At 42.3% G+C, this 20,325-nt stretch carries 15 protein-coding genes; 3 read left to right on the top strand and 12 right to left on the bottom strand.

Annotated features, from left to right (window positions below):
* Positions 1-90: 90 nt before the first annotated feature.
* From dnaG to AC1EKB_RS01600, 9 genes are all read right to left on the bottom strand, one after another.
* The gene (gene dnaG / locus AC1EKB_RS01640) at positions 91-2,193 is read right to left on the bottom strand and encodes a DNA primase (RefSeq protein WP_481248660.1); all 2,103 of its coding nucleotides are present in this window, start codon (positions 2,191-2,193) and stop codon (positions 91-93) included.
* Positions 2,194-2,249: 56 nt separating this feature from the next.
* Entirely contained in the window at positions 2,250-3,533 is a 1,284-nt protein-coding gene (locus AC1EKB_RS01635) for a deoxyguanosinetriphosphate triphosphohydrolase (RefSeq protein WP_060786016.1), read from the bottom strand.
* Positions 3,534-3,630: 97 nt separating this feature from the next.
* Positions 3,631-4,986, bottom strand: a complete 1,356-nt coding sequence (alr, locus tag AC1EKB_RS01630; protein WP_481248659.1) for an alanine racemase — start codon at positions 4,984-4,986, stop codon at positions 3,631-3,633.
* Between the two features lie 139 nt (positions 4,987-5,125).
* On the bottom strand, positions 5,126-5,671 hold the full coding sequence (locus AC1EKB_RS01625) for a hypothetical protein (protein ID WP_016786277.1): 546 nt from the start codon (positions 5,669-5,671) through the stop codon (positions 5,126-5,128).
* A 76-nt stretch (positions 5,672-5,747) separates the two neighbouring features.
* Entirely contained in the window at positions 5,748-6,248 is a 501-nt protein-coding gene (locus AC1EKB_RS01620) for an S-ribosylhomocysteine lyase (RefSeq protein ID WP_004126097.1), read from the bottom strand.
* Positions 6,249-6,448: 200 nt separating this feature from the next.
* Positions 6,449-8,137 carry an ABC transporter ATP-binding protein gene (locus tag AC1EKB_RS01615; RefSeq protein ID WP_481248658.1) on the bottom strand — a complete coding sequence of 563 codons (1,689 nt, stop codon included), beginning with the start codon at positions 8,135-8,137 and terminating at the stop codon, positions 6,449-6,451.
* On the bottom strand, positions 8,127-8,972 hold the full coding sequence (locus AC1EKB_RS01610; protein WP_481248731.1) for an ABC transporter permease: 846 nt from the start codon (positions 8,970-8,972) through the stop codon (positions 8,127-8,129). Before AC1EKB_RS01610 ends, AC1EKB_RS01615 begins: the two co-directional genes overlap by 11 nt.
* A 35-nt stretch (positions 8,973-9,007) precedes the next feature.
* Positions 9,008-9,976, bottom strand: a complete 969-nt coding sequence (locus AC1EKB_RS01605) for an ABC transporter permease (protein WP_481248657.1) — start codon at positions 9,974-9,976, stop codon at positions 9,008-9,010.
* A gap of 275 nt (positions 9,977-10,251) precedes the next feature.
* Positions 10,252-11,943, bottom strand: coding sequence for an ABC transporter substrate-binding protein (locus AC1EKB_RS01600; protein WP_481248656.1), 1,692 nt, complete (start codon positions 11,941-11,943; stop codon positions 10,252-10,254).
* Between the two features lie 458 nt (positions 11,944-12,401).
* Between AC1EKB_RS01600 and pdxS the strand changes: the two genes are divergently transcribed.
* Positions 12,402-13,337 (top strand): pyridoxal 5'-phosphate synthase lyase subunit PdxS, encoded by a 936-nt coding sequence (pdxS, locus tag AC1EKB_RS01595; protein WP_101889253.1) that lies wholly within the window; start codon positions 12,402-12,404, stop codon positions 13,335-13,337.
* Between the two features lie 22 nt (positions 13,338-13,359).
* Positions 13,360-13,959 (top strand): pyridoxal 5'-phosphate synthase glutaminase subunit PdxT, encoded by a 600-nt coding sequence (gene pdxT, locus AC1EKB_RS01590; RefSeq protein WP_464402593.1) that lies wholly within the window; start codon positions 13,360-13,362, stop codon positions 13,957-13,959.
* Between the two features lie 118 nt (positions 13,960-14,077).
* Here pdxT and AC1EKB_RS01585 read toward each other — a convergent pair whose 3' ends face one another.
* Positions 14,078-15,841: a glycoside hydrolase family 13 protein gene (locus tag AC1EKB_RS01585; protein WP_481248655.1), complete on the bottom strand. Its 1,764-nt coding sequence runs from the start codon at positions 15,839-15,841 to the stop codon at positions 14,078-14,080.
* A 202-nt stretch (positions 15,842-16,043) separates the two neighbouring features.
* Between AC1EKB_RS01585 and AC1EKB_RS01580 the strand changes: the two genes are divergently transcribed.
* Entirely contained in the window at positions 16,044-16,814 is a 771-nt protein-coding gene (locus tag AC1EKB_RS01580) for a type III pantothenate kinase (RefSeq protein ID WP_481248654.1), read from the top strand.
* A 53-nt stretch (positions 16,815-16,867) separates the two neighbouring features.
* Here AC1EKB_RS01580 and AC1EKB_RS01575 read toward each other — a convergent pair whose 3' ends face one another.
* Positions 16,868-18,370, bottom strand: coding sequence for an ABC transporter substrate-binding protein (locus AC1EKB_RS01575; RefSeq protein WP_481248730.1), 1,503 nt, complete (start codon positions 18,368-18,370; stop codon positions 16,868-16,870).
* A 16-nt stretch (positions 18,371-18,386) separates the two neighbouring features.
* Entirely contained in the window at positions 18,387-20,294 is a 1,908-nt protein-coding gene (glmS, locus tag AC1EKB_RS01570; protein ID WP_481248653.1) for a glutamine--fructose-6-phosphate transaminase (isomerizing), read from the bottom strand.
* Positions 20,295-20,325: the final 31 nt, after the last annotated feature.

The following is a 20,325-nucleotide window of genomic DNA, read 5'->3' as shown; positions in this document are numbered from 1 at the left end:
CATTTATACGTAAATCTTGTATACGTAAAATCGCTTATACGTAAATCTCATATCTCTTTATGTAAAAGCAAAACAAGTGATTGATGCACATTATAGAATTTGCGATTGAAGATCTTTTCGAGCAGATTCTAATCTAGTAATCTGACCTAAAAGATTGAGCTTTTCACTCCCATCTTCTAGCTTACTCATTCTAAGCTTAATAGCTCCGATTTTTCGCATAAATCCAACGTCTAGAAGCTTAATAAGCAGCTCATTTGCATACTTTTGTTCTTCTTCGCTAGGAATGCGCAAAAGATCGGATGGGGATTCATTTGTAGAAACACCACTCGAATCGTAAGCAGCCGACGAGTTAATAGAAGAAGACCCACTCAAGCCTTTATTAAAAGACAATGGAAGAGGCATTACAGAAAGCTCGTTAATAACACCTTCTAGCATAGGTCCTGCAGCCTTAGTAATCATGTGCAACCAAAGACCTTTACTAACGCTTGTATTAGGCAATCCACCAGAAGCCACAAAAGCCTGGAAAAGCGTTCTAAAAACTGGCGTAATAAAATTATTCAAAGTAAGATGCGCAAAAAGCTGATTGCTAAATGCTAGAGGAGATTGCATAAGAACAGCCATAAATTGCTGCTCGCACATAAACACAGAATCATCAACCTTGTAGTAGCTTTGATTTTTGTACGCGCTTCTAAGCATAGCGGTTTTTGCAGCAGCCTCATTCATGTTTTGAGAACGCTGATCAAACACGCGAGAATCCGCATAAACGTTGGAAGAGTAGCCTTTAGAATAAGCGTCATCGTCTACAACGTGCAATCGCCTTCTAGCGGACTCCACTTCCTTACGCATAACGTCTAAATCAACACCAATATTTCTAACAGCTTTTCTAGTGTATAAGTCCAGCAAAGACCTGTCTCGAATTTGCGCAACAAGAGGAGCAACCGCCTTAACAGCACCCATCTGCCCTGTTGTAAAAGATGTGTCAAAACGGCGAATAACAGTGTCAATTACAAAATCGTAAAGAGGATTAGCGCGCGCAATCAAAGAACGAACAGCCTCATCTCCCCTTTGAATACGCAAATCGCAAGGATCTAAGTTATTATCTGCAACAGCAACAAAAGTCTGTGTTAAAAACGCTGAATCTAAGCCAAAAGCGTGCAATGCAGCTTTCTGACCTGCTGCATCTCCATCGAAAGTAAAAACAATACGCGAACTAACTTTTTGACCTTCTACTTTTACAGGCCCCACAAGTTGAATCGCTCCCAAAGAATCGTCGGCAATAAGTCGGCGAATAATCTTCGCATGCTCCGCGCCAAAAGCCGTTCCACAAGTTGCAACAGCAGTATCTACACCTGCTAAATGGCAAGCCATAACATCCGTATAGCCTTCCACAATCACAACTTGACGCTTTTTAACAATATTCGACTTAGCAATGTCAATTCCATAAAGAACTTGCGTTTTTCTATACAACACAGTGTCTGAAGTGTTAATGTATTTTGCGCTAATAGAATCGTCGTCGTAAAGCTTTCTAGCACCAAAACCCAAAGTTCTGCCTGTAGAATCGCGAATAGGCCACGTTAATCTGCCGCGAAAATAATCGTAAATTCCGCGCTGACCTTGGCGAGCTAAGCCTGCATCCAATAATTCTTGACGAGTAAAGCCTTTATTAGACAAATATCTAACTAGAGTATCCCAACTATTCGGCGCATATCCGCAACCAAAACGTTCACATTGCGCTTGAGTAAAATTACGGCCAGCAAGCAAACTACGAGCTGGAGCTGCTTCTTTAGAGTTGATTTGGGACACGAAAAAACGCTGAGCTTCCTCATTTGCTTCTATAAGACGAGCACGCTTTGAACCTGCGTGAGCACTATCTTTAGTATCTTGCGATTTGTCATAATGGACTTCAATGTGGTAGCGGTCTGCTAACAGCTCTACTGCCTCGCGAAAATCAATGTTTTCTTTTTGCTCAACATACTTAAAAACATCTCCGCCAGCACCGCAACCAAAGCAATGCCAGACACCTAAGCTTGGACGAACGCTAAAACTAGGCGTTTTTTCATCGTGAAACGGGCAAAGCCCTACAAAAGTACCCGTTCCAGAAGGCTTAAGCGTAACAGTTGCAGACACAATATCGTACAAATCTGCAGCAGCGCGCACACGCTCAACGTCTTCTTTTACAATCATTCCAGCCATAGTCTCTAGCTTATCGCAAGCCGAAGGCTACAGACACTCTATGAAAAACTCGTAGTTTAGCACAAAGCAGCATGAAGAGCTGTAGCAGATCCATCTGTAAGACTTGCAACTTGATCAATCGCAACTCTTAAACGCTCGTCTTCGCTAGAGCAAGCATTCCAATCGCTTATAAACACAGATTCCATAGCATCGTGCGCTCGCGGAGATTTGCTCATAAACACCTCCACCAAATCCGTTAGAATCTTTTGCTCACGCCTATAAAACTCGCGCTCTCTAGGTTGGATTATAAAATGCACAGCCAAGCTTTTAAGAACGATTATCTCGTAAGATGTTTCTGGCGGAATCACAACGTTTGCGCGGTAGCGAATTAAAGCGCCGTTGCCGTATTTTTCTCGAGTTGCTCGCTCAACAGAGCTTGCAAACCTGCCGATTAAAGCACTAGTAATATTCTTTAGATGAGCTAGCGACCTTCTAGAGCCGTCATAAGAATCAGGGAACATGTTAAGAGAACGCAAACGCTTAAAAGCCGCCAAAAGACTATCCGCATCCCACTGGTTGCCGTACCAATTATGAGCTTCTTGAATAACTTGATCCGCAACACTTGAATCCCAAACAAGCTCCGTATTAAAAGCGCCAGTTACAATCGCGTCTTCAATATCGTGAACACTGTATGCAATATCGTCGGAAAGATCCATAATTTGACACTCCATAGGCTTCGATTCGCGCGGAGAGCCACTTTTTAGCCAATCAAAAACTTCCCTATCGTCTGGGTAAACGCAGAATTTTAGATCGCGCTCGCCTTTATCGTGCGCTTTTGCTTCATCAAAACCCCAAGGATATTTAACAGCAGCATCCAAGCTTGCTCGCGTAAGATTTACGCCTGCGCTAGCGCCATTTTCTCTAAAAACTTTAGGCTCTAAGCGCGTTAAAAGTCTAAGAGTTTGAGCATTTCCTTCAAAACCGCCAATATTGCTTGCGATTTGAGCAAGCGCGCGCTCGCCATTGTGACCAAAAGGAGGATGACCTAAGTCGTGAGCTAAGCAAGCGCAATCTACAACATCTGGATCTGCTCCAAGCATTGCAGCAATCTGGCGACCAATTTGTGCAACTTCCAACGTGTGCGTTAAACGCGTGCGAGCAAAATCGTCGGAGCCTGCTACAAGCACTTGACTTTTAGCGCCAAGTCTTCTAAGCGCTGAAGAGTGGATTATTCTGGCTCTGTCTCGCTCAAACGGAGTGCGAGCGCGCGTGTGGTGAGGCTCGCTAGCCCATCGCTCAGTATCGTGCAAGCTGTATTCTCCAACAACTTCGTTATCGGAAGCAATCACATCATTACACATTAAAAAACCTCCTCCACTAATCGCAAGTAGCAAATCGCAAGTAGCAAATCATAAATTAGCCAATAGCAATTCAGCTAATCGCAAAATCGCAAGATTGCTATATTAAGCTTTTTTCATCCAACATTTTTATGTCTTTTTCAGGCAAAACTTCGTAAGCATTCTTATACAATCGCGGAACTCTAGGACCAATCCCAGTCATAATCTCGTAGCTTATTGTTCCTGCAGCTGCTGCCCAATCGTCTGCCGTTGGCTCCGCATATTCAAGGCCTCTGCCTGGCCCAAAAAGCCTGACCGTATCTCCTTCTTTAATTCCAAGCTCTTTAGCGCTGCCTTTTAAGTCAACAATAAATTGATCCATGCAAACGCGCCCCGAAACATGCAAAATCCTAGCGCCGTTCTTAGTTTCCACTCGCACAGGTCCTCCAGGCTTATTAACATGACGAGATCCTTGCATATCGAATCCGCTAGATGCGCGCAAAATGCCATCCGCGTATCCAAGTGGAACTATTGCTGTGCTTGTATTGTCTGGCGTTAAATACGTGCGGCCGTACGAAATACCATGACCCGCTTCTACAGATTTAACCGTTCCTAATTGCGCTTGTAAAGTCATAGCTGGACGCAAGTCGTAAGTTTGAGGCGCTCCCATAACAGGGTCTGGCTCGTATCCATATAATCCAATTCCTGGTCGAACAAGCTCAAATCGTATCTCTGCCCTGTTAAGAGTTGCAGCTGTATTAGCTAAATGTCGGATTTTAGGTTCCAACCCAGCTTCGCGCATTCTTCGAGTAAAATCGTGGAATTGCTCAATTTGCCTATCTGTAGATGCAACAAACTCCGGAACGTCTGGGCAATCAGCAACAGCCAAGTGACTCCATTGCCCAATAACTTCGATTAATCCCTGGCTAGAATATTCGCTAAGCTTTTCTAAAGCGTCATTAAAACCTGCAGGCGTAAAACCGTTTCTGCCAAATCCCGTATCTACCTTAACGTGCACGCGTGCAGCAGCGCCAAGCGATTTAGCAGCTAGCGCAACAGCGTCAATAGAATCAAGCGAGCCAACAGAAATATCAATATCTGCGTTTATTAAATCCGCAAAAAGAGACGTTGGAGCACTAGTAAGCCACGTAAGAATACGGCATCTGCTTGAGTCAATTCCACATTTACGAAGCCGCAAAGCCTCATAGGGCTGAGCTGTGCCAAGCCAAGTTGCTCCCCCTGCTAAAGCTGCGAGCGCACTAGGAATAAGCCCGTGACCATAAGCGTCTGCTTTAACAACTCCCATAACTGCTGGCGACTTTTGACCAGGCTGCAAATCTTTAGAAACGCGCTCAACAAGAGTTCGCATATTATCTCTTAGCGCTTTTAGATCAACGATTACCTGCCCAGGGTATGTACTCAAGGCGCGAGCGTAGTTTTCTTGCAAAATCGCTTGTATACTCGAATTTTTACACATATATCACGCCTTTACTCTTGTTTTTAGCTTTTACTTTTAGCTTTATATTTAGTTTTTACTTTTATAATTATTTTTTTATCTACTATATATGCAACTATTTTTGAGCTACGTTTTAATACAGCTAATACAGCAAATACCGCTAATACCGTATTACATGATTATGCGAGCGCAACCATTGATACGCGATTCTAGTTGCGCTATGCGCGCGATCTGGAATTACAACAAGACCACACTTGCTAAAGCCTTCTCGCAAAATAACTTTTTGCATAATCAAGTTGTCGGGATGAGTATCGATTCTAACATTAGAGTAATTGCGTTTAGCCCATCTTAAACATTCGCTTGCCATTTTTGGCTTAACTCCCGAAGATGCAAGCCTATGGATTGTAACGTATGGCAAAACGTCATCTAGCCACGCTCCATCAATCTTTGCGTAGACTTCATCAAGCCCCTCGCACAGTGCAAATTGCGCCAAAATGCGCTCTTCGCCAAAATCTGGATCCGTGTCTACAAGAAGATTAAAACGATTCAAACGAATATCTTCTATAACACTAGATGTTAGAGGAAAGCGATCTCCCCATTGATGAGGATTGCCATTATTTGCCATAAATACTCTTGCTCTCTCATAAATATTTTCAATATCTTTTAGATCGCTAAGAGTTGCTTTTCTCAATCTTATTTCACACATACACCCCCCTATGCTTAAAATATGGCGATTTTACAGTCTTACACAAGCGAAGCCTTACACAATCAAACGAAACGAATCACACAATCTTGCGCTCAAAAGGATCGGAGCTAATGCCTTTATCTAAAATATCTTTGCACCATTGACGCGCCCCAAACAAGCTATGATCGCGGTAGTTTCCGCAAGACTCAATAGTTGTAGCTGGAACATCATCCCAAGTAGCTTTATACGCAATAAATTCAAGCGATTCCTTCAACGCGCGCGCAACATCTTCTGTGCTATGAGTGCCCCAAGTTAAAAGGTGGAATCCTGTACGGCAACCAAATGGAGAGCAATCAATGTAGCCTTCAATGCGCTGGCGCAAAAGAACAGCAATCGTGTGCTCAATAGTATGCAAAGCGCCCGTAGGAATAGCCTCTTGGTTAGGCTGAGTTAAGCGAATATCGTAGTTAGAAATAACATCTCCATTCGGGCCTTTTTGAGTGTCAATGTAGCGAACATATGGAGCTTTAACTTTAGTGTGGTCAAGTTCAAAGCTTTCTGGACGAGGAGTCGGCTGATTGTTTTGATTTTCGCTCATCTTATTCCATCCTAACTTATATTCCATGCGCAAAATGTATGCGCAAAATCCATGCGTAAATAACGATTACTAAATAATATTAGACGCTATTCTTGCCAAACACACATGAACACGAATCTAAAAATATTTTTTATTGACTTATTAACTTATAAGACTTACAGATACAGACTTGCAAACTTGCAATACTTACAGATACAGACTTACAAAGTAGCAGCATCAATAAGTTCGCGCGTATAACTATGTTTTGGATTAGTCAAAATTTGACTTACACGCCCAGATTCAACAACAACGCCATCTTTTAGAACAACAACACTAGACGCTAAATGCTGAATCATACCAAGATCGTGGCTAACAAATACGCACGCCATATTAGGGCGATTTGCGCGAATCACATTAAAAGCATCTAAGATTCTTGTGCGCTCGGCAACATCGATTGCGCTCATTGGCTCATCTGCAACCAAAACTCTAGGATTATTGATTAGCGCTCTAGCAATCGCAACGCATTGAGCTTGTCCGCCAGAAAGCTCGCACGGATATCTTCCAGCAAAAACTTTAGGATCTAACCCGACTAAATTCAAAACATCATCCACTTTAGAGTCAATAGCGCGTGAATCAATATAACGTGAATCAACATCATGTGAATCCACAGTATGTGAATCAAAACTCATGTTTTTACGCCATATTTCAAGCGGCTCAGCAACGCTTTTTCTAACTTGCCAACGAGGGTCTAAAGCTGCAAAAGGATGCTGAAATACAAGCGAACATTGTCTTCTCATATTTACGTAAGCAGAATCTTTCAAATTTAACTTTTTAGCGTTTTCAACGGTTTCAACAACTTTGCCGCAATACTCTATTCTTCCTTCGCTTATTTCTTGCAATCCAAGTAAAGAGCGAATCAAAGTTGTTTTACCACTTCCAGATCCGCCAATTAGTGCTAAAGATTCGCCAACTTTAAGATTAAAGTCAACGCCTTTTAATGCTTCAACGCGGTTTTTTGAGCTTCCTAGAACAACGTGAATGTTTTTAGCGTTAAAAATGCAATCATCTTTAGAAGAATCATTCTTATTTGAATCGCTTTTATTATCAAAACTTAAATCATTGTTATAAAAATTCGAAGAATTTTTACTAAGACTTAAAGCGCGCGCTGCAAAAACAAGTTGTTTAGTAAAGTGAACCTTAGGATTTTCTAGCAATTCACCAACGCGCGCACTATCGACTAATCGTCCAGAATCCAAAACATAGCAACGAGTAGCAGCGCTAGAAAGAACCGAAAAATCATGAGTAACAAAAAGCATTGAAGCGCCCATATTATCAACTAAAGAAGTGAGCATATTTACAACATCTTTTTGTGTAACAGAATCAAGAGCAGTAGTCGGCTCGTCTGCAAGAATCAACTTAGGGCAAGTTATAAGCGCTGTAGCAATCCCAACTCGTTGCATTTGCCCACCCGAAAGCTCAAAAGTGCGCTTATTCAAAATATTCGCACCTAAACCAACTTTTTCAAGCATAACTTTAACGCGATTTTGAATATCGTCTTCGTCTAAATTGTAGTGGAGCCTAAGAGGTAAGGCGATCTGCTCGCTAACACTCATAATAGGGTTAAGAGCACGATCTGCTTGCTGAAAAACAACGCCAACATACTTGCCACGAATGTTTGCAAGCGCAGAATCGTTAGCGCCAACAGTTTGTGCATTGCCAACGTGGCAAGAGCCAGTGATTTTGCAATTAGACGGAACTAGACCAATCGCAGCTCTTAAAAGCATTGATTTACCAGAGCCAGAAGATCCAACTAGCCCGACGCGCTCGCCATCTTTAACGTTAAGCGAAACATCACTTAAAATGCGCGAAGATCCAATGCTAAGCGATAATCCTTTTATATCAAGACTCATTCTTAGACTCCCTATTCGCTGGATTTGTAGCACTTCTTAAAATATCGCCAAAAAGATTAAGAGACAAAACTGTTAATGTAACAACAAGACCAGGCCATAGAGCCGCAAGCGGATAAACGTGAATCAAAGTAACCGAAGTAGAAAGAACGCGACCCCAGCTCGGCACTCCCGAAGGAACACCAACACCTAAGTAAGTCAATCCGCTTTCCGCTAAAATAACAGTTCCTGCAGAAAGCGAAAGCTGAACGGAAGCGATAGGCAAAATATTAGGAAAAACATGCTTTAGCAAAACGTAACTTCTGCTAGCACCATTAGAAACAGCGCAATCAACATAGTTGGACTTAAGAACAAGAACAGCACTTGGTCGCAAAATACGAGCAAGATTTAAGCCATAGCCGAATCCGCATGCAAGCATGATTACAAGAACGGATGCTCCAAGAGGCACAGCAAGCATAATCGCAATCAAAACTGTTGGAATGGAAATTAAAGCGTCTACTGCCATAATGCTTACGGAACGAATTTTTTGAACGCGGCAAATCGTAAAGCTTAGAATCACAAATCCAACAACGCTTGCAATCGCAACTGTTGAAATAACAAGCAAAATCTCTACTCTAGAACCAGCCATAAGCCAGCTAAGCATATCTGCACCCGTTCCATCTGTGCCAAGCCAATGCTTTAGAGAAGGCTTTTGCCATACCTCGTACCCGTTTGTTTCTAGGAGAGAGTAGGGCGTCCACACAAAAGAAAGCGCAGCTACAAAAATCCACAAGCACAAAATAATGCAAACGAATTTTCCAATAACTCCGCGCCAAATGCGTCTTAAAAACTTAATCATTGCTTGAATTGCCCCCACTTAAATCACTGCCCGAATTATTCACTGCTCGAATCTTGGCTAAGTCTTGAATCCAACAAACGATGCAACACGTCAATCGCAAACCCAACAAGCAAGAACAATGCAGAGAGCATAAAAAGATTGCCTTGAACAGATATAAGATCTCGCAAGCCAACATCGCGCACAAGACCCATGCCCATTCCAGGAAGCGAAAACAGATTTTCAATAACCATTACGCCCATAATCATATGCGCAAAAGTCAAGCCGATTACAGACACAAGCTGCGGCAACGCTAATCGCAAGCCAACTCGCCAAATCATTTGCTTTTTAGTCATCCCACAAGCCATAGCTTGCAAAGCAATGTCGCTATTAGAAATCTGCTCTAATGATGCTGCAGTGTAACGCATAAAACCAGATCCAACAATAACGCCAACTGTTAGCGCTGGAAGAATCAACGACAAAAATGCGCTACCAAAATCGCGCCAACCGTCTGTTGGAAAACCTTGAGTAGGAAAAATCCCAACCAAACCAATGCCATTGCCAAAAATCATGATTAAAATCATTCCGCCCCAAAGAGCAGGAACAGATCCGCCTGCAATCGCACAAAATCTTAAAAAGCCTTGCAAAGCCTTACCAGAATGCAAAACTTGCAAGCATCCAAGAGGAATACCGATTGCGAGCGCAATTAAAAGTCCAAGAAAAATTAGCGGAAAAGTTATGCTAGCACGCATAGCAATAGTGGATGCAACGGAGCGACCCGTGAGCATTGAAACACCAAAATCGCCTCTAAAAACGCCAAAAATCCACTCAAAATATTGAACAAAAAGGGGCTTGTTTAATCCTAAATCGCGTCTTAATTGCTCAACTTTTCCATCTGGCGCGTTTAAGCCAGCCATAACTTGAGCAACGTCTCCAGGCAAAACTCTAAGAGCAAGAAATACGATTGCAGAAATAAATAGCAGCGCTACAAAAAACAACGCGATGCGTCGAAGAATCATGCGCTTCATACAAACCCCTTACTTAATATAGCGTTCCGACCTGCCTTTTCGCTTAGAGCGTAGCGCGAAAAGGTAATTCGGAGCGCTGAGCCACTCAAGGCAGAAGCACTGCTTCTGCGTGGCGAAGACGTCCGCGCGCTTAGACCGCGCGGACGATGACCTGCCTTGTAGTGCGATTATATAGCGACACGCCGTAAATCAGGTACAATCACACTACAAGTATGCCGAAAATATACTAAAATCACTACATTTTGGCACAAACGCGGGCAATTTTTCAGAACAAATCACTTAAGTCGCAAGTTGTATAGCGGCAAAAGAACCTGATTAATGTCGAAAGGCATGCCATCAAGATTCTTTACCTTAGCTGTAACAACCTTATAGTTAAGCAACCAATCTGCAGGAGCATCTTGGCTAACGATTCGCGCAGCTTTAGCAAGAAGCTTATTAGACTCCTTAGTATTCGCGCAAAGCATTGCCTTATCATACAAATCCTGAACTTGCTTATTGTTGTAACCGTAGTAATACTTAGGATCTGCCCACTGGCCAAAATCATGGCTTTCATTGTGATCTACCATAGACAAATCGTAGTTTTTATTGTTATAAACGTCGTGAAGCCAAGTAGTAAATTCAACAACGTTTACCTTAAGATCAATGCCAATTTGCTGTAATTGAGATCTTAGCTGCTCACCAAGTTGCGTTCCATAAATATTCGGGTAAGTAAGCGAAAGATGCAAAGGATTCGACTCACTAAAACCAGCTTCTTTCATCAACGACTTAGCGCGCTTAACATTATGCGCGTAAATCTTAGTTAAATCCTCATATCCTGGGTCAAGAGAAGGAATCGGCCCGCCAAGCAAAGCATCCGTACCTCCGCGCGAAGCAATAATTTGCTTATGGTCAATCGCATAGCGAATCGCTTGACGCACACGCTTATCTTTAGTGCGCTCACCATTCATATTCATAGCAAGCACAAATTTATCGGTAGTGTTTCCAGCTTTAACAACATAGTGCTTTGAATCCGCCTTAAAAGTCTTAGCAAGCTGGCCAGAAATAGGCGCCAAAGCTTGAACAGATCCCGAAGAAAGCGCATTTACAGCAGCAACATCGTCTACAAAATAGCGAACAACAACTTTTTGAGTTTTTGCCTTATTAACGCCCTTATAGCGCGGATTTGCTTTTAACACAACTCGGTCGTTTGGCACAAACTTTTCTACCAAATACGGACCAGATCCAACAGCTTGAGTTTTAGCGTCATAATTCGCAAGCTTATCGAAAACTAAGCCAGCTCTAGAGCACAATGCCCACAAAAGCTTTGCATTTGGCTCTTTAAGCTTAATTTCAAACGTGTAATCATCTTTAGCTTTAGCGGATTCAACTTTTCCAACCATGTTTGATCCGCGATACTTCTTTGCAACAAGCTCGTTAAAAGACCACTCAGCGTCTTTTGCAGTAAGCTTATTCCCATTAGAAAAAACAACGCCTTTACGCATGTGGAAAGTGTATTTTAAGCCATCTTTGCTTATTTTCCAACTTTCTGCAAGGGATGGAACAACCTGATTTTTAGTATTTCTAGCTACAAGACCTTCATACACGTTTCCAATTAACAATTGCTCCAATGAAGAGCCAGATTGATTGCGAATATCAAGATTTGTAGGAGCAAGTTTTAATCCTATTGACACAGTTTTATTTGAAACTTGCGCAGAAGATGTTTGACTTGCAGAATTTTTTTGTGGACCTGTAAGCGTTGCAACAATCGCGCTAAATATTGCGATTACTACGATTGCTACAGAAACAAGCCAGAATTTTCCCAAACCACGCTTATTGGTTTTATACGCACTTTTAGACGCAGCGTTAAGCGAAGCATCTGTACTAAAGCCAGCTTGCGATTCTTGGCGCTCTTGCGCGTTTTCTTGCCCATAGAATTTATCGGTCGCATCTTTAGAGTATGCGCCATCTTTGGGTTCTTTGTTATCCATTCAACAAACCTTTCTGGATTGAATTAGATACATTTATTTAATTGTTGTTTATGTTGTTATTTAATTGTTTAAGCTCGTTGCTTTGTCTAATTGCAACACTTGCAACACAAAGTCAACGGCGTATACAATCGTAGCTTGCTAGCAAGTCAATCAAAACTAGGGCGAGTCTAAAAACTTGGTTATAAATCATTAATAAGTAATTGATATTTATACGTTTTTACAAAAATTTGACATCATTGTGTAAAAAATTTAACACGATTCTATAAAAATTTGACATTATTCTAATCACATATCCTATGAATGTGGTTAAATGCCATCAGACGTAAACTTGCAAACGTGCGCAAAAAACAATACGATAGCTTGCATATTTGCAAAAATGTATAACAGACGCATAAAGATGTTACACACAGCATGCATGCAAAATGCGCCAATAAAACGCCAATAAAAAGCGAGGAATAATGGCAGAAAACTTGAATACTACAGTAACAGTAAACGAATCCTCAGATCCGCAAAATAACGGCAACCAAGACCGCACTGCTCTAAATCGCCAGCTTGCACAAATGCTTAAGGGCGGCGTGATTATGGACGTTACTACTCCAGAGCAGGCACGAATTGCTGAAGATTCTGGAGCTTGCGCTGTAATGGCTTTGGAACGCATTCCTGCCGATATTCGCGCGGCTGGTGGCGTTTCTAGAATGAGCGACCCCGCTATGATTCACGGAATCCAAGAGGCTGTGTCTATTCCTGTTATGGCAAAATGCCGTATTGGTCACTTTGTAGAAGCGCAAGTACTTGAGGCTATTGAGATCGATTACATTGACGAAAGCGAAGTGCTTAGCCCAGCAGACGACGTGTACCACATTAACAAGCGCGATTTTGCAGTTCCATTTGTTTGCGGAGCTAAGGATTTGGGCGAAGCTTTGCGAAGGATTAACGAAGGTGCTTCCATGATTCGCACTAAGGGCGAGCCTGGAACTGGAGACGTGATTCAGGCAGTGCGCCACATGCGCATGATGAATTCCGCAATCCGTAAGCTTACAAGCATGCGCGAGGACGAGCTTTTTGAGGAAGCCAAGACATTGCGCGTGCCTTTCGATCTTGTAAAGTACGTTGCACAAAACGGCAAGCTTCCTGTTGTAAACTTTGCAGCTGGCGGTGTTGCTACCCCTGCAGACGCTGCTTTAATGATGCAACTTGGCGCAGAAGGCGTGTTTGTTGGCTCTGGCATCTTTAAGTCTGGAGACCCAGCAAAGCGCGCTGCTGCAATCGTTAAGGCTGTTACTAATTACAAAGACGCTAAGATGATTGCTAAGCTTTCCGAGAATTTGGGCGAAGCTATGGTTGGCATTAACGAGCAAGAAATCAAGCTTTTAATGGCTAACCGCGGCGAGTAATTGAGACGAGTGATTGAGGCGAATTATTTTGGCAAACTCACCTATCAATACAAATAATTGCGCGCACACTGTAGCAGTTTTAGCTGTTCAAGGAGCTTTTCTTGAGCATCGTTTAATGCTAGAAAAGCTTGGCGCGCGCGTTATTGAGCTTCGTCAAGCGCGAGATTTGGAGCAATCTTTTGACCGCCTTGTTTTGCCTGGAGGCGAAAGCACTGTGCAAACTAAGCTTCTTAAAGAGCAAAATATGCTTGAGCCTTTGCGCGAGAAAATTGCAAACGGAATGCCAGTTCTTGGCACTTGTGCAGGATTGATTTTGCTTGCAAAAAACGTGGAAGGTAACGAAGTTAGTGGATTTGGCACTCTAGACGTTACTGTTAAGCGCAACGCTTACGGCCGCCAGCTTGGAAGCTTCCATTGCGAATCTGAGTTTGGAAATCTTGGAGCTGTTCCAATGACGTTTATTCGCGCGCCTTATATTGCGCAAGTCGGCCCAAATGCCGAGACTCTTGCAACAGTAGATGGCAACGTTGTAGCTGCTCGCCAGGGAAATCAAATCGGAACAGCTTTCCACCCAGAGCTTGACGAAGATACTAGAATACACCAGCTTTTCTTAGATTTGTAGTTTTATTTGCAAATATCTTAAGCTTGTAAATAAAAATGGCACTTAAATCACTTGATTAAGTGCCACTTTTATTATTAATCGCCAGCAAAAAACGCCAATAAATCGCTAGCAAAAATCGCTATTTTGCTTCAAAAATCGCGTATCCAAAAGCTCCAAGAGAGTGATTTTGAGCATCATAATTGTAGCTAATAATCGGCTTACAATCTGGCAAGCCACTAAACGAATCGTTAGACTCATTAAACGCATTTAAAGCCACAACAACGCGCTTAGAGTCAGCTTCTCGCGCAAAAACAAATTTTCCACGCTCATCATAGTCAAGAACCATAAAATTGCCATGAATAAAGCAATCGTTGCTTCTACGCAAGTTTATAAGTTCGCGGAATAAGTCACGATTATCCTTTACAGGATTTGCCCAAGGCATAGCGGCGCGGTAATCACACTCTTCAAAACCAACTATTCCAAGCTCGTCCCCATAGAACACGCTTGGAGTTCCAACAGATGTAAGCAAACAAAGCTCAGCCAAACGGAATCGCTTATCTTGCTCGCAAGAATCGCCAGAATCCGCGGAATTTTGCGCACACAAGCTCCTAAAGCGACTAACGTCATGGCTATCAAGCAAATTCAATTGACCCTGAACAATCGGGAATGGGTATCTTAAAAGCATATCCACAAATCGACTATTAAACTCGCGCGCATTAATCTTACCAAAAGCAAAGAAATCGCGGCAAACTTTGCGGAATTCGTAGTTCATAGTGGAGTCAAACATGTCTCCTTGCAGCCAACGCTCAGAATTCTCCCAAATCTCCGCAATTAGCACACTATCTTTTTTAGTCTTTTTAGCAACAGAGCGGAAGGCACGCCAAAAGTCTTTATCAACCTCATTAGCAACATCCAAACGCCAACCGTCAACATCAAAATCTTCAAGCCAATAGCGACAAACGTCCATAAAATAGTCGCGAACTTTTGGATTAGAAGTATTAAGCTTTGGCATTTTACGCTCATACGCAAAACACGTGTAGTTTGGGCGCTCGCCATCTTCGGGGCGCTTAACAGGGAACTTTAATCCATAGAACCAATCCTTGTATTGCGAATTTTCGCCATTTTTAACAACATCGTCAAACGCAAAGAAATACCAACTAGAATGATTAAAAACGCCATCAATAATTATGTGCATGCCGCGATTATGAACCTCGCTAACAAGCTCCCTAAAATCGTCGTCCGTTCCTAAATTAGGGCAAACATGGTAGTAGTCAAGAAGATCGTAACGATGGTACTCTGCAGCTGTAAAAATAGGATTTAAATACAAGCAATTAAAGCCCAAATCCTCAATATAATCAAGATTTTCGATTATGCCTCTAATTGTTCCGCCCAAACGAGTGTGTAAAGTTTGGCCAGTTTTCTCATCAAAATAATCTTTTGCAATGCAACTTATGCCGCGTTTAGAATCTGCAAAACTATCTGGGAAAATGTTGTAAACAACAGCCTCTTTAAGCCAACGCGGAACGTCGCTAATCTCTTCGCGGCGAATAAATGGGAACTGGTAGACTTCTGTACGATCTTCTGGGAAATCAGACGCAATAGTATCGGCGTACAAATACAAGTGCTCATACGCATCTTGCATCTCAAAGTAATAACAAACTCTATCTAAATCGCTGCTTATATTCGCTTCATAGTAGTCAAAGTAATCGTCGCTTGCAATCTTTTCCATTTTCAGCGTGCAAAACTTGTCTAACGGAGTTAAATCAACGCGATTCCCGTAATGCAAAACGCATGAACAAAGATTATTCTTTGCTGCACGCAAGCGAATTGTTAAGCAATATTCTGCCGTAGAATACGCGTATTGTGAAAGTGGCCTATGCAATATTGCTTGACGATTTATCATTTACAATTCCTTTCTAGCCTCGCTGCCATTGTTTTCGACTTTATCACCTACTGTGCCACACCGCCACACTTTTATGTGATTTCCTAAAACAGCAAGCACAAACAATCAAATTGCACGCAACGACTTAGCATTAATGTAGTATTGCTCTAAAGATGCGCATACTTAAGTTTGGCAACACGCAACAAACACACTGGAGGCGAATATGCTTTTAGCAGTAGACATCGGCAACACGAATATTGTGCTTGGATTCTTAGATAACGGCAAGATTGTTGGCACATATAGAATGACTACAAATGCAAATCACACTTCCGACGAATACGGCATTATGATTACGCAATTCCTTAATTTAAGCGGTTTTAGCGTAAACGATGTTGAAGATGTTATTGTTGCTTCGGTTGTTCCAAAAGTTATGCACTCGTTCCGTGCAAGCATTGTTAAGTTTTTGCAAATCGACCCTATGATTGTAGGCCCTGGAGTAAAAACTGGCGTAAATATTAGGATTGACGAGCCTCGCTCTTTGGGCGCAGACTGCTTAGCAGATTGTGTTGGCGCGTTTTACGAATACGGCGGCCCAGCATTGGTAATTGATTTTGGCACAGCTACAACTTATAACTACGTTGATAAAAGCGGAGCAATTACTTGCGGACTTATTTGCACGGGAATCAGCTCGGCTGCGGCAGCTCTATGGGATAATACTGCTCAGCTTCCAGAAGTTGAGATTTCTCGCCCTAAATCCGTTCTTGCAAAATCAACTCGTCCTGCTATGCAAGCTGGCCTCTACTACAGCTTCCTCGGAGGCATTGAGCGCACAATTGAGCAATTCAAAATAGAGATAAATGAGCCTTTTAAGGTTGTTGCTACAGGAGGCTTGGGGCGACTTTTTGAAAAAGACGTTGATTCGATTGATTACTACGATCCAAATTTGATTTTTAAGGGAATGTACGAGATTTATAGAAGAACAATCGGTTGCTAGCGACTTTTCCTTTGGATTACAAACCTAAAGCGCATAAGTCTCAGCGAACACTCTTATCGAACAACAAAACCTTGATTATACCCGTATTCTTTTAAGTCTTTTTTCCAAAGCGCGATTCCGTCTTTAAGTCGAATCTTAGGGCCAGGGTCGTCTGGAAGAACAAAATCTTTTCCGTCATCTTGCTTAATTCCAGCGTCAATCATAGCTTTAATATTTAATCGCGCTTTTGACTTTCGATTCCAATCATAAGCCAAGCCAACTGTGGAGCGAAAATCACTACGCGAATATACTTCAAATGGCAAATACTTGTACCCCGTATACACATGTTGTGCTGCATCCGCAAAAACTCTATTAAAGTGTTGCCCGCCAAAGTATGGCACTTTAATTCCTCTAGAATCCAAAACAGTAGTCTTATTCAAAAATGCGCTATCTCTAAGAGTTACAACGTCTGCTGGGAATGCTCCCGAACTAACGCGTTCTTTAATGCCTTGTTGATTGTGGCAAACAAAATCAACAAAACGCATTGCAGCTTCTGGCTTCCTGCTAGATTGCAATACACTTAGCGCAGATCCGCCCATTTGCGCATTATTATTTTTGCCATCCATTGTTGGAACTCTTGCAACACGCCACAACCCTGCTCCGCCTGGAATGTCATGCATTAAAAGAGAAGTCATCCACGCTCCAGCAAAAACGGAAGCAACATTTCCAGAACCAACAGCGCTCTTCCAAGCTGGAGTCCACGTTGTAAGCCTTGTGTCCACTAAGTCTTCGTCAATCATTAATTGCCAAAATTTTGTAAAGTCTTTTGTTCCTTTATCTTTGCTTAAGCGAACAGTAACAGTTTTTCCGTCGTGCGAGGTTATAAACGGATGCCCGCCAGAAAGCCAAATCATAGCGTTGTAAAAGCTAGCATCTCCAGAATCCGCAGCAATATAAACACCAATATTTTTTAGCTTTCTTGCTGCGTGAATGTAGTCTTTCCAAGTGTGAATTTGCGTAGCATCCACGCCTGCTTGGCTAAACACATCTTGATTATAAAACCACGCTAAAGGCCCTGAATCCATTGGCAAACCGTATATTCGGCCTCCTAATTGCACAGAAGACCATGATCCTTGCGTGTAAAATGTTTGAGTTCCCTGTACCCTATCTGTAATGTCTAGAAGCTGACCGCTAACAGCGTATTGTGGCAAAGCATAGTACTCAAGCTGAGCAACATCTGGCATGCCATAGCCATCTTGAATAGCGCTATTAAGATTGCTATACCCACTTGTGTCTTTAACACTAACGCGAATATCTGGATTTTGCTTCTCAAAATCTGCAGCAATCCGCTTCATGCTTGGCTCCCAAGACCACACCGTGATTTTTGTTCTAGAATCAACAGATCCGCATGACGCACAAAAAACAACAACAAAAACGCATATAATCGCAGAAATTACACGCTTTATACAACGAGTCAAATCGCAGTTTATATTACGGTTTATATTACGTTTTACATTACGCATAACAAAACAACCAAAATCCTGCTTGCGATTTTTGTGCGGTCTTCTTGCACTCATAACACTCATTGTATTGCTATTCCACAGTTACGGATTTTGCAAGATTCCTAGGCTTATCAACGTCGTAGCCTTTAAGCTTTGCCATATTCATAGCAAAAAGTTGCAATGCTACAACATCTACAAGAGGGCTTAGCAATGTTAGGCACTTAGGGCGCCAAAACACAATATCTGCGTAACGCTCAGCGTCTGGATCGCCGTCTTCTGCAACCGCAATCGTAAACGCTCCGCGAGCCTTAACTTCTTCGATTCCCGATATCACTTTAGCGTGTAAAACGTCTCTACCTCTAGAAGATGGCACTATAACAACAACTGGCTCTCCCTTATCTACAAGAGCAATCGGGCCGTGCTTTAGCTCCCCTGCAGCAAAGCCTTCTGTAAACGTGTACGCAATCTCTTTTAGCTTTAATGCGCCTTCTAGCGCTACTGGGTAGCCAACGTGCCTGCCAAGGAACAAGAACGATTTTGCGTCCATCGTTCGCTTTGCAGCTTGCATTATCGAGTCCGTTTGAGTGTCTAAAACGTTTTGAATTTTATCTGGCATTTCTTTAAGCTGAGACACGATTTGCTGAATCTCATCTCTATACATTGTTCCTTTGACTTGAGCCAAATAAAGACCAAGCATGTATGCTGCTACGATTTGCGCAACAAATGCTTTTGTAGAAGCAACTGCGATTTCTGGGCCTGCATGCGTGTAAAGTACAGCATCCGATTCTCGAGGAATACTCGAGCCTTGAGTGTTGCATATTGCAAGCACGCGGCTACCCTGCTCACGCGCATGCCTTAACGCCATTAGCGTGTCCATTGTTTCGCCAGATTGAGATATTGCAACAACAAGCGTTCTATGCGTTAAAATCGGGTCTCTGTACCTAAATTCGTGAGCCAACTCCACTTCTACTGGCACGCGTACCCAATGTTCAATCGCATATTTTGCAACTAATCCAGCGTAGCTTGCTGTTCCACAAGCCACAACTATTATCTTGTCGATTGATCGCAAAATATCTTGACTAATCCTAACTTCGTCAAGAATAATGTTCCCTTTTGCGTCGAATCGCCCGCGCAAAGTATCGGCTACAGCATGCGGATCTTCGTGGATTTCCTTATCCATAAAGGAATCCCATCCGCCTTTTTCTACTGCCGAAGCATCCCAGTCTACTGTAAAGTAACTAGGGTTTTCAATCTCGTTTCCGTCAAAATCTGTAAGACGAAGCTGTGCTTTTTTGTTTCCTTCTATATCTCCGATTAAAACAGCTTGATCTTGACCAACTTCAAGAACTTTATCTGTGTATTCTACAAAAGCCGCAACGTCGGAGCCTAGAAAATACTCGTTATTTGAAACACCTACTACAAGTGGCGAATCGTGGCGAACAGCAGCAACAATATTAGGCTGTCTAACGTCTACAGCAAGTAAAGTAAAAGCTCCTTTAAGAATTTTTGCAACTCGTCTTATTGCTTCAAAAAGATCTGGCTTACCAGTTTCTTCAATTATTTGATTCGCGATTTTTCCAAGCGCTTTTGCTGCAACTTCCGTATCTGTTTGAGACGAAAACTCTATGCCTTCTTTTTGCATTTGTTCTTTAAGGCTAATAGCGTTTTCAATAATACCGTTGTGAATAAGGGCGATTTTTCCGTCTGCACTAACGTGAGGATGCGCGTTTAAGTCGCATGGAGCACCATTTGTAGCCCAACGCGTGTGGCCTATTGCAACGCTCGCTTCTGGCATTGGATTTTCGTCTATATCTTTTCTTAAAACAGCTAAGCGACCAGCTTTTTTGCGCACGCATATAGAATCCATTCCTGGAGCAGCAAGAGCTACACCAGAAGAATCATAGCCTCTGTACTCTAAGCGTTCTAATCCGTTTAAGCAAACTTCTAAAGGCTTTGCGCAAACTGTGCCAAAACCTGCGTATCCAACAATTCCACACATAATTTTCTATTGTACGTTATAAAACGTGTGT

Source organism: Gardnerella sialicivorans subsp. sialicivorans, assembly GCF_056746795.1.
The sequence above is the reverse complement of the archived record's forward strand: the minus strand, read 5'-3'. Positions and strand labels throughout refer to the sequence as shown.

Bases quoted from the DNA above. Each gene is read 5' to 3' on its own strand.
- dnaG (WP_481248660.1), bottom strand. From the start codon at position 2,193: ATGGCTGGAATGATTGTAAAAGAAGACGTTGAGCGTGTGCGCGCTGCT.
- AC1EKB_RS01635 (WP_060786016.1), bottom strand. From the start codon at position 3,533: ATGTGTAATGATGTGATTGCTTCCGATAACGAAGTTGTTGGAGAATAC.
- alr (WP_481248659.1), bottom strand. From the start codon at position 4,986: ATGTGTAAAAATTCGAGTATACAAGCGATTTTGCAAGAAAACTACGCT.
- AC1EKB_RS01625 (WP_016786277.1), bottom strand. From the start codon at position 5,671: ATGTGTGAAATAAGATTGAGAAAAGCAACTCTTAGCGATCTAAAAGAT.
- AC1EKB_RS01620 (WP_004126097.1), bottom strand. From the start codon at position 6,248: ATGAGCGAAAATCAAAACAATCAGCCGACTCCTCGTCCAGAAAGCTTT.
- AC1EKB_RS01615 (WP_481248658.1), bottom strand. From the start codon at position 8,137: ATGAGTCTTGATATAAAAGGATTATCGCTTAGCATTGGATCTTCGCGC.
- AC1EKB_RS01610 (WP_481248731.1), bottom strand. From the start codon at position 8,972: ATGATTAAGTTTTTAAGACGCATTTGGCGCGGAGTTATTGGAAAATTC.
- AC1EKB_RS01605 (WP_481248657.1), bottom strand. From the start codon at position 9,976: ATGAAGCGCATGATTCTTCGACGCATCGCGTTGTTTTTTGTAGCGCTG.
- AC1EKB_RS01600 (WP_481248656.1), bottom strand. From the start codon at position 11,943: ATGGATAACAAAGAACCCAAAGATGGCGCATACTCTAAAGATGCGACC.
- pdxS (WP_101889253.1), top strand. From the start codon at position 12,402: ATGGCAGAAAACTTGAATACTACAGTAACAGTAAACGAATCCTCAGAT.
- AC1EKB_RS01585 (WP_481248655.1), bottom strand. From the start codon at position 15,841: ATGATAAATCGTCAAGCAATATTGCATAGGCCACTTTCACAATACGCG.
- AC1EKB_RS01580 (WP_481248654.1), top strand. From the start codon at position 16,044: ATGCTTTTAGCAGTAGACATCGGCAACACGAATATTGTGCTTGGATTC.
- AC1EKB_RS01575 (WP_481248730.1), bottom strand. From the start codon at position 18,370: ATGAGTGCAAGAAGACCGCACAAAAATCGCAAGCAGGATTTTGGTTGT.
- glmS (WP_481248653.1), bottom strand. From the start codon at position 20,294: ATGTGTGGAATTGTTGGATACGCAGGTTTTGGCACAGTTTGCGCAAAG.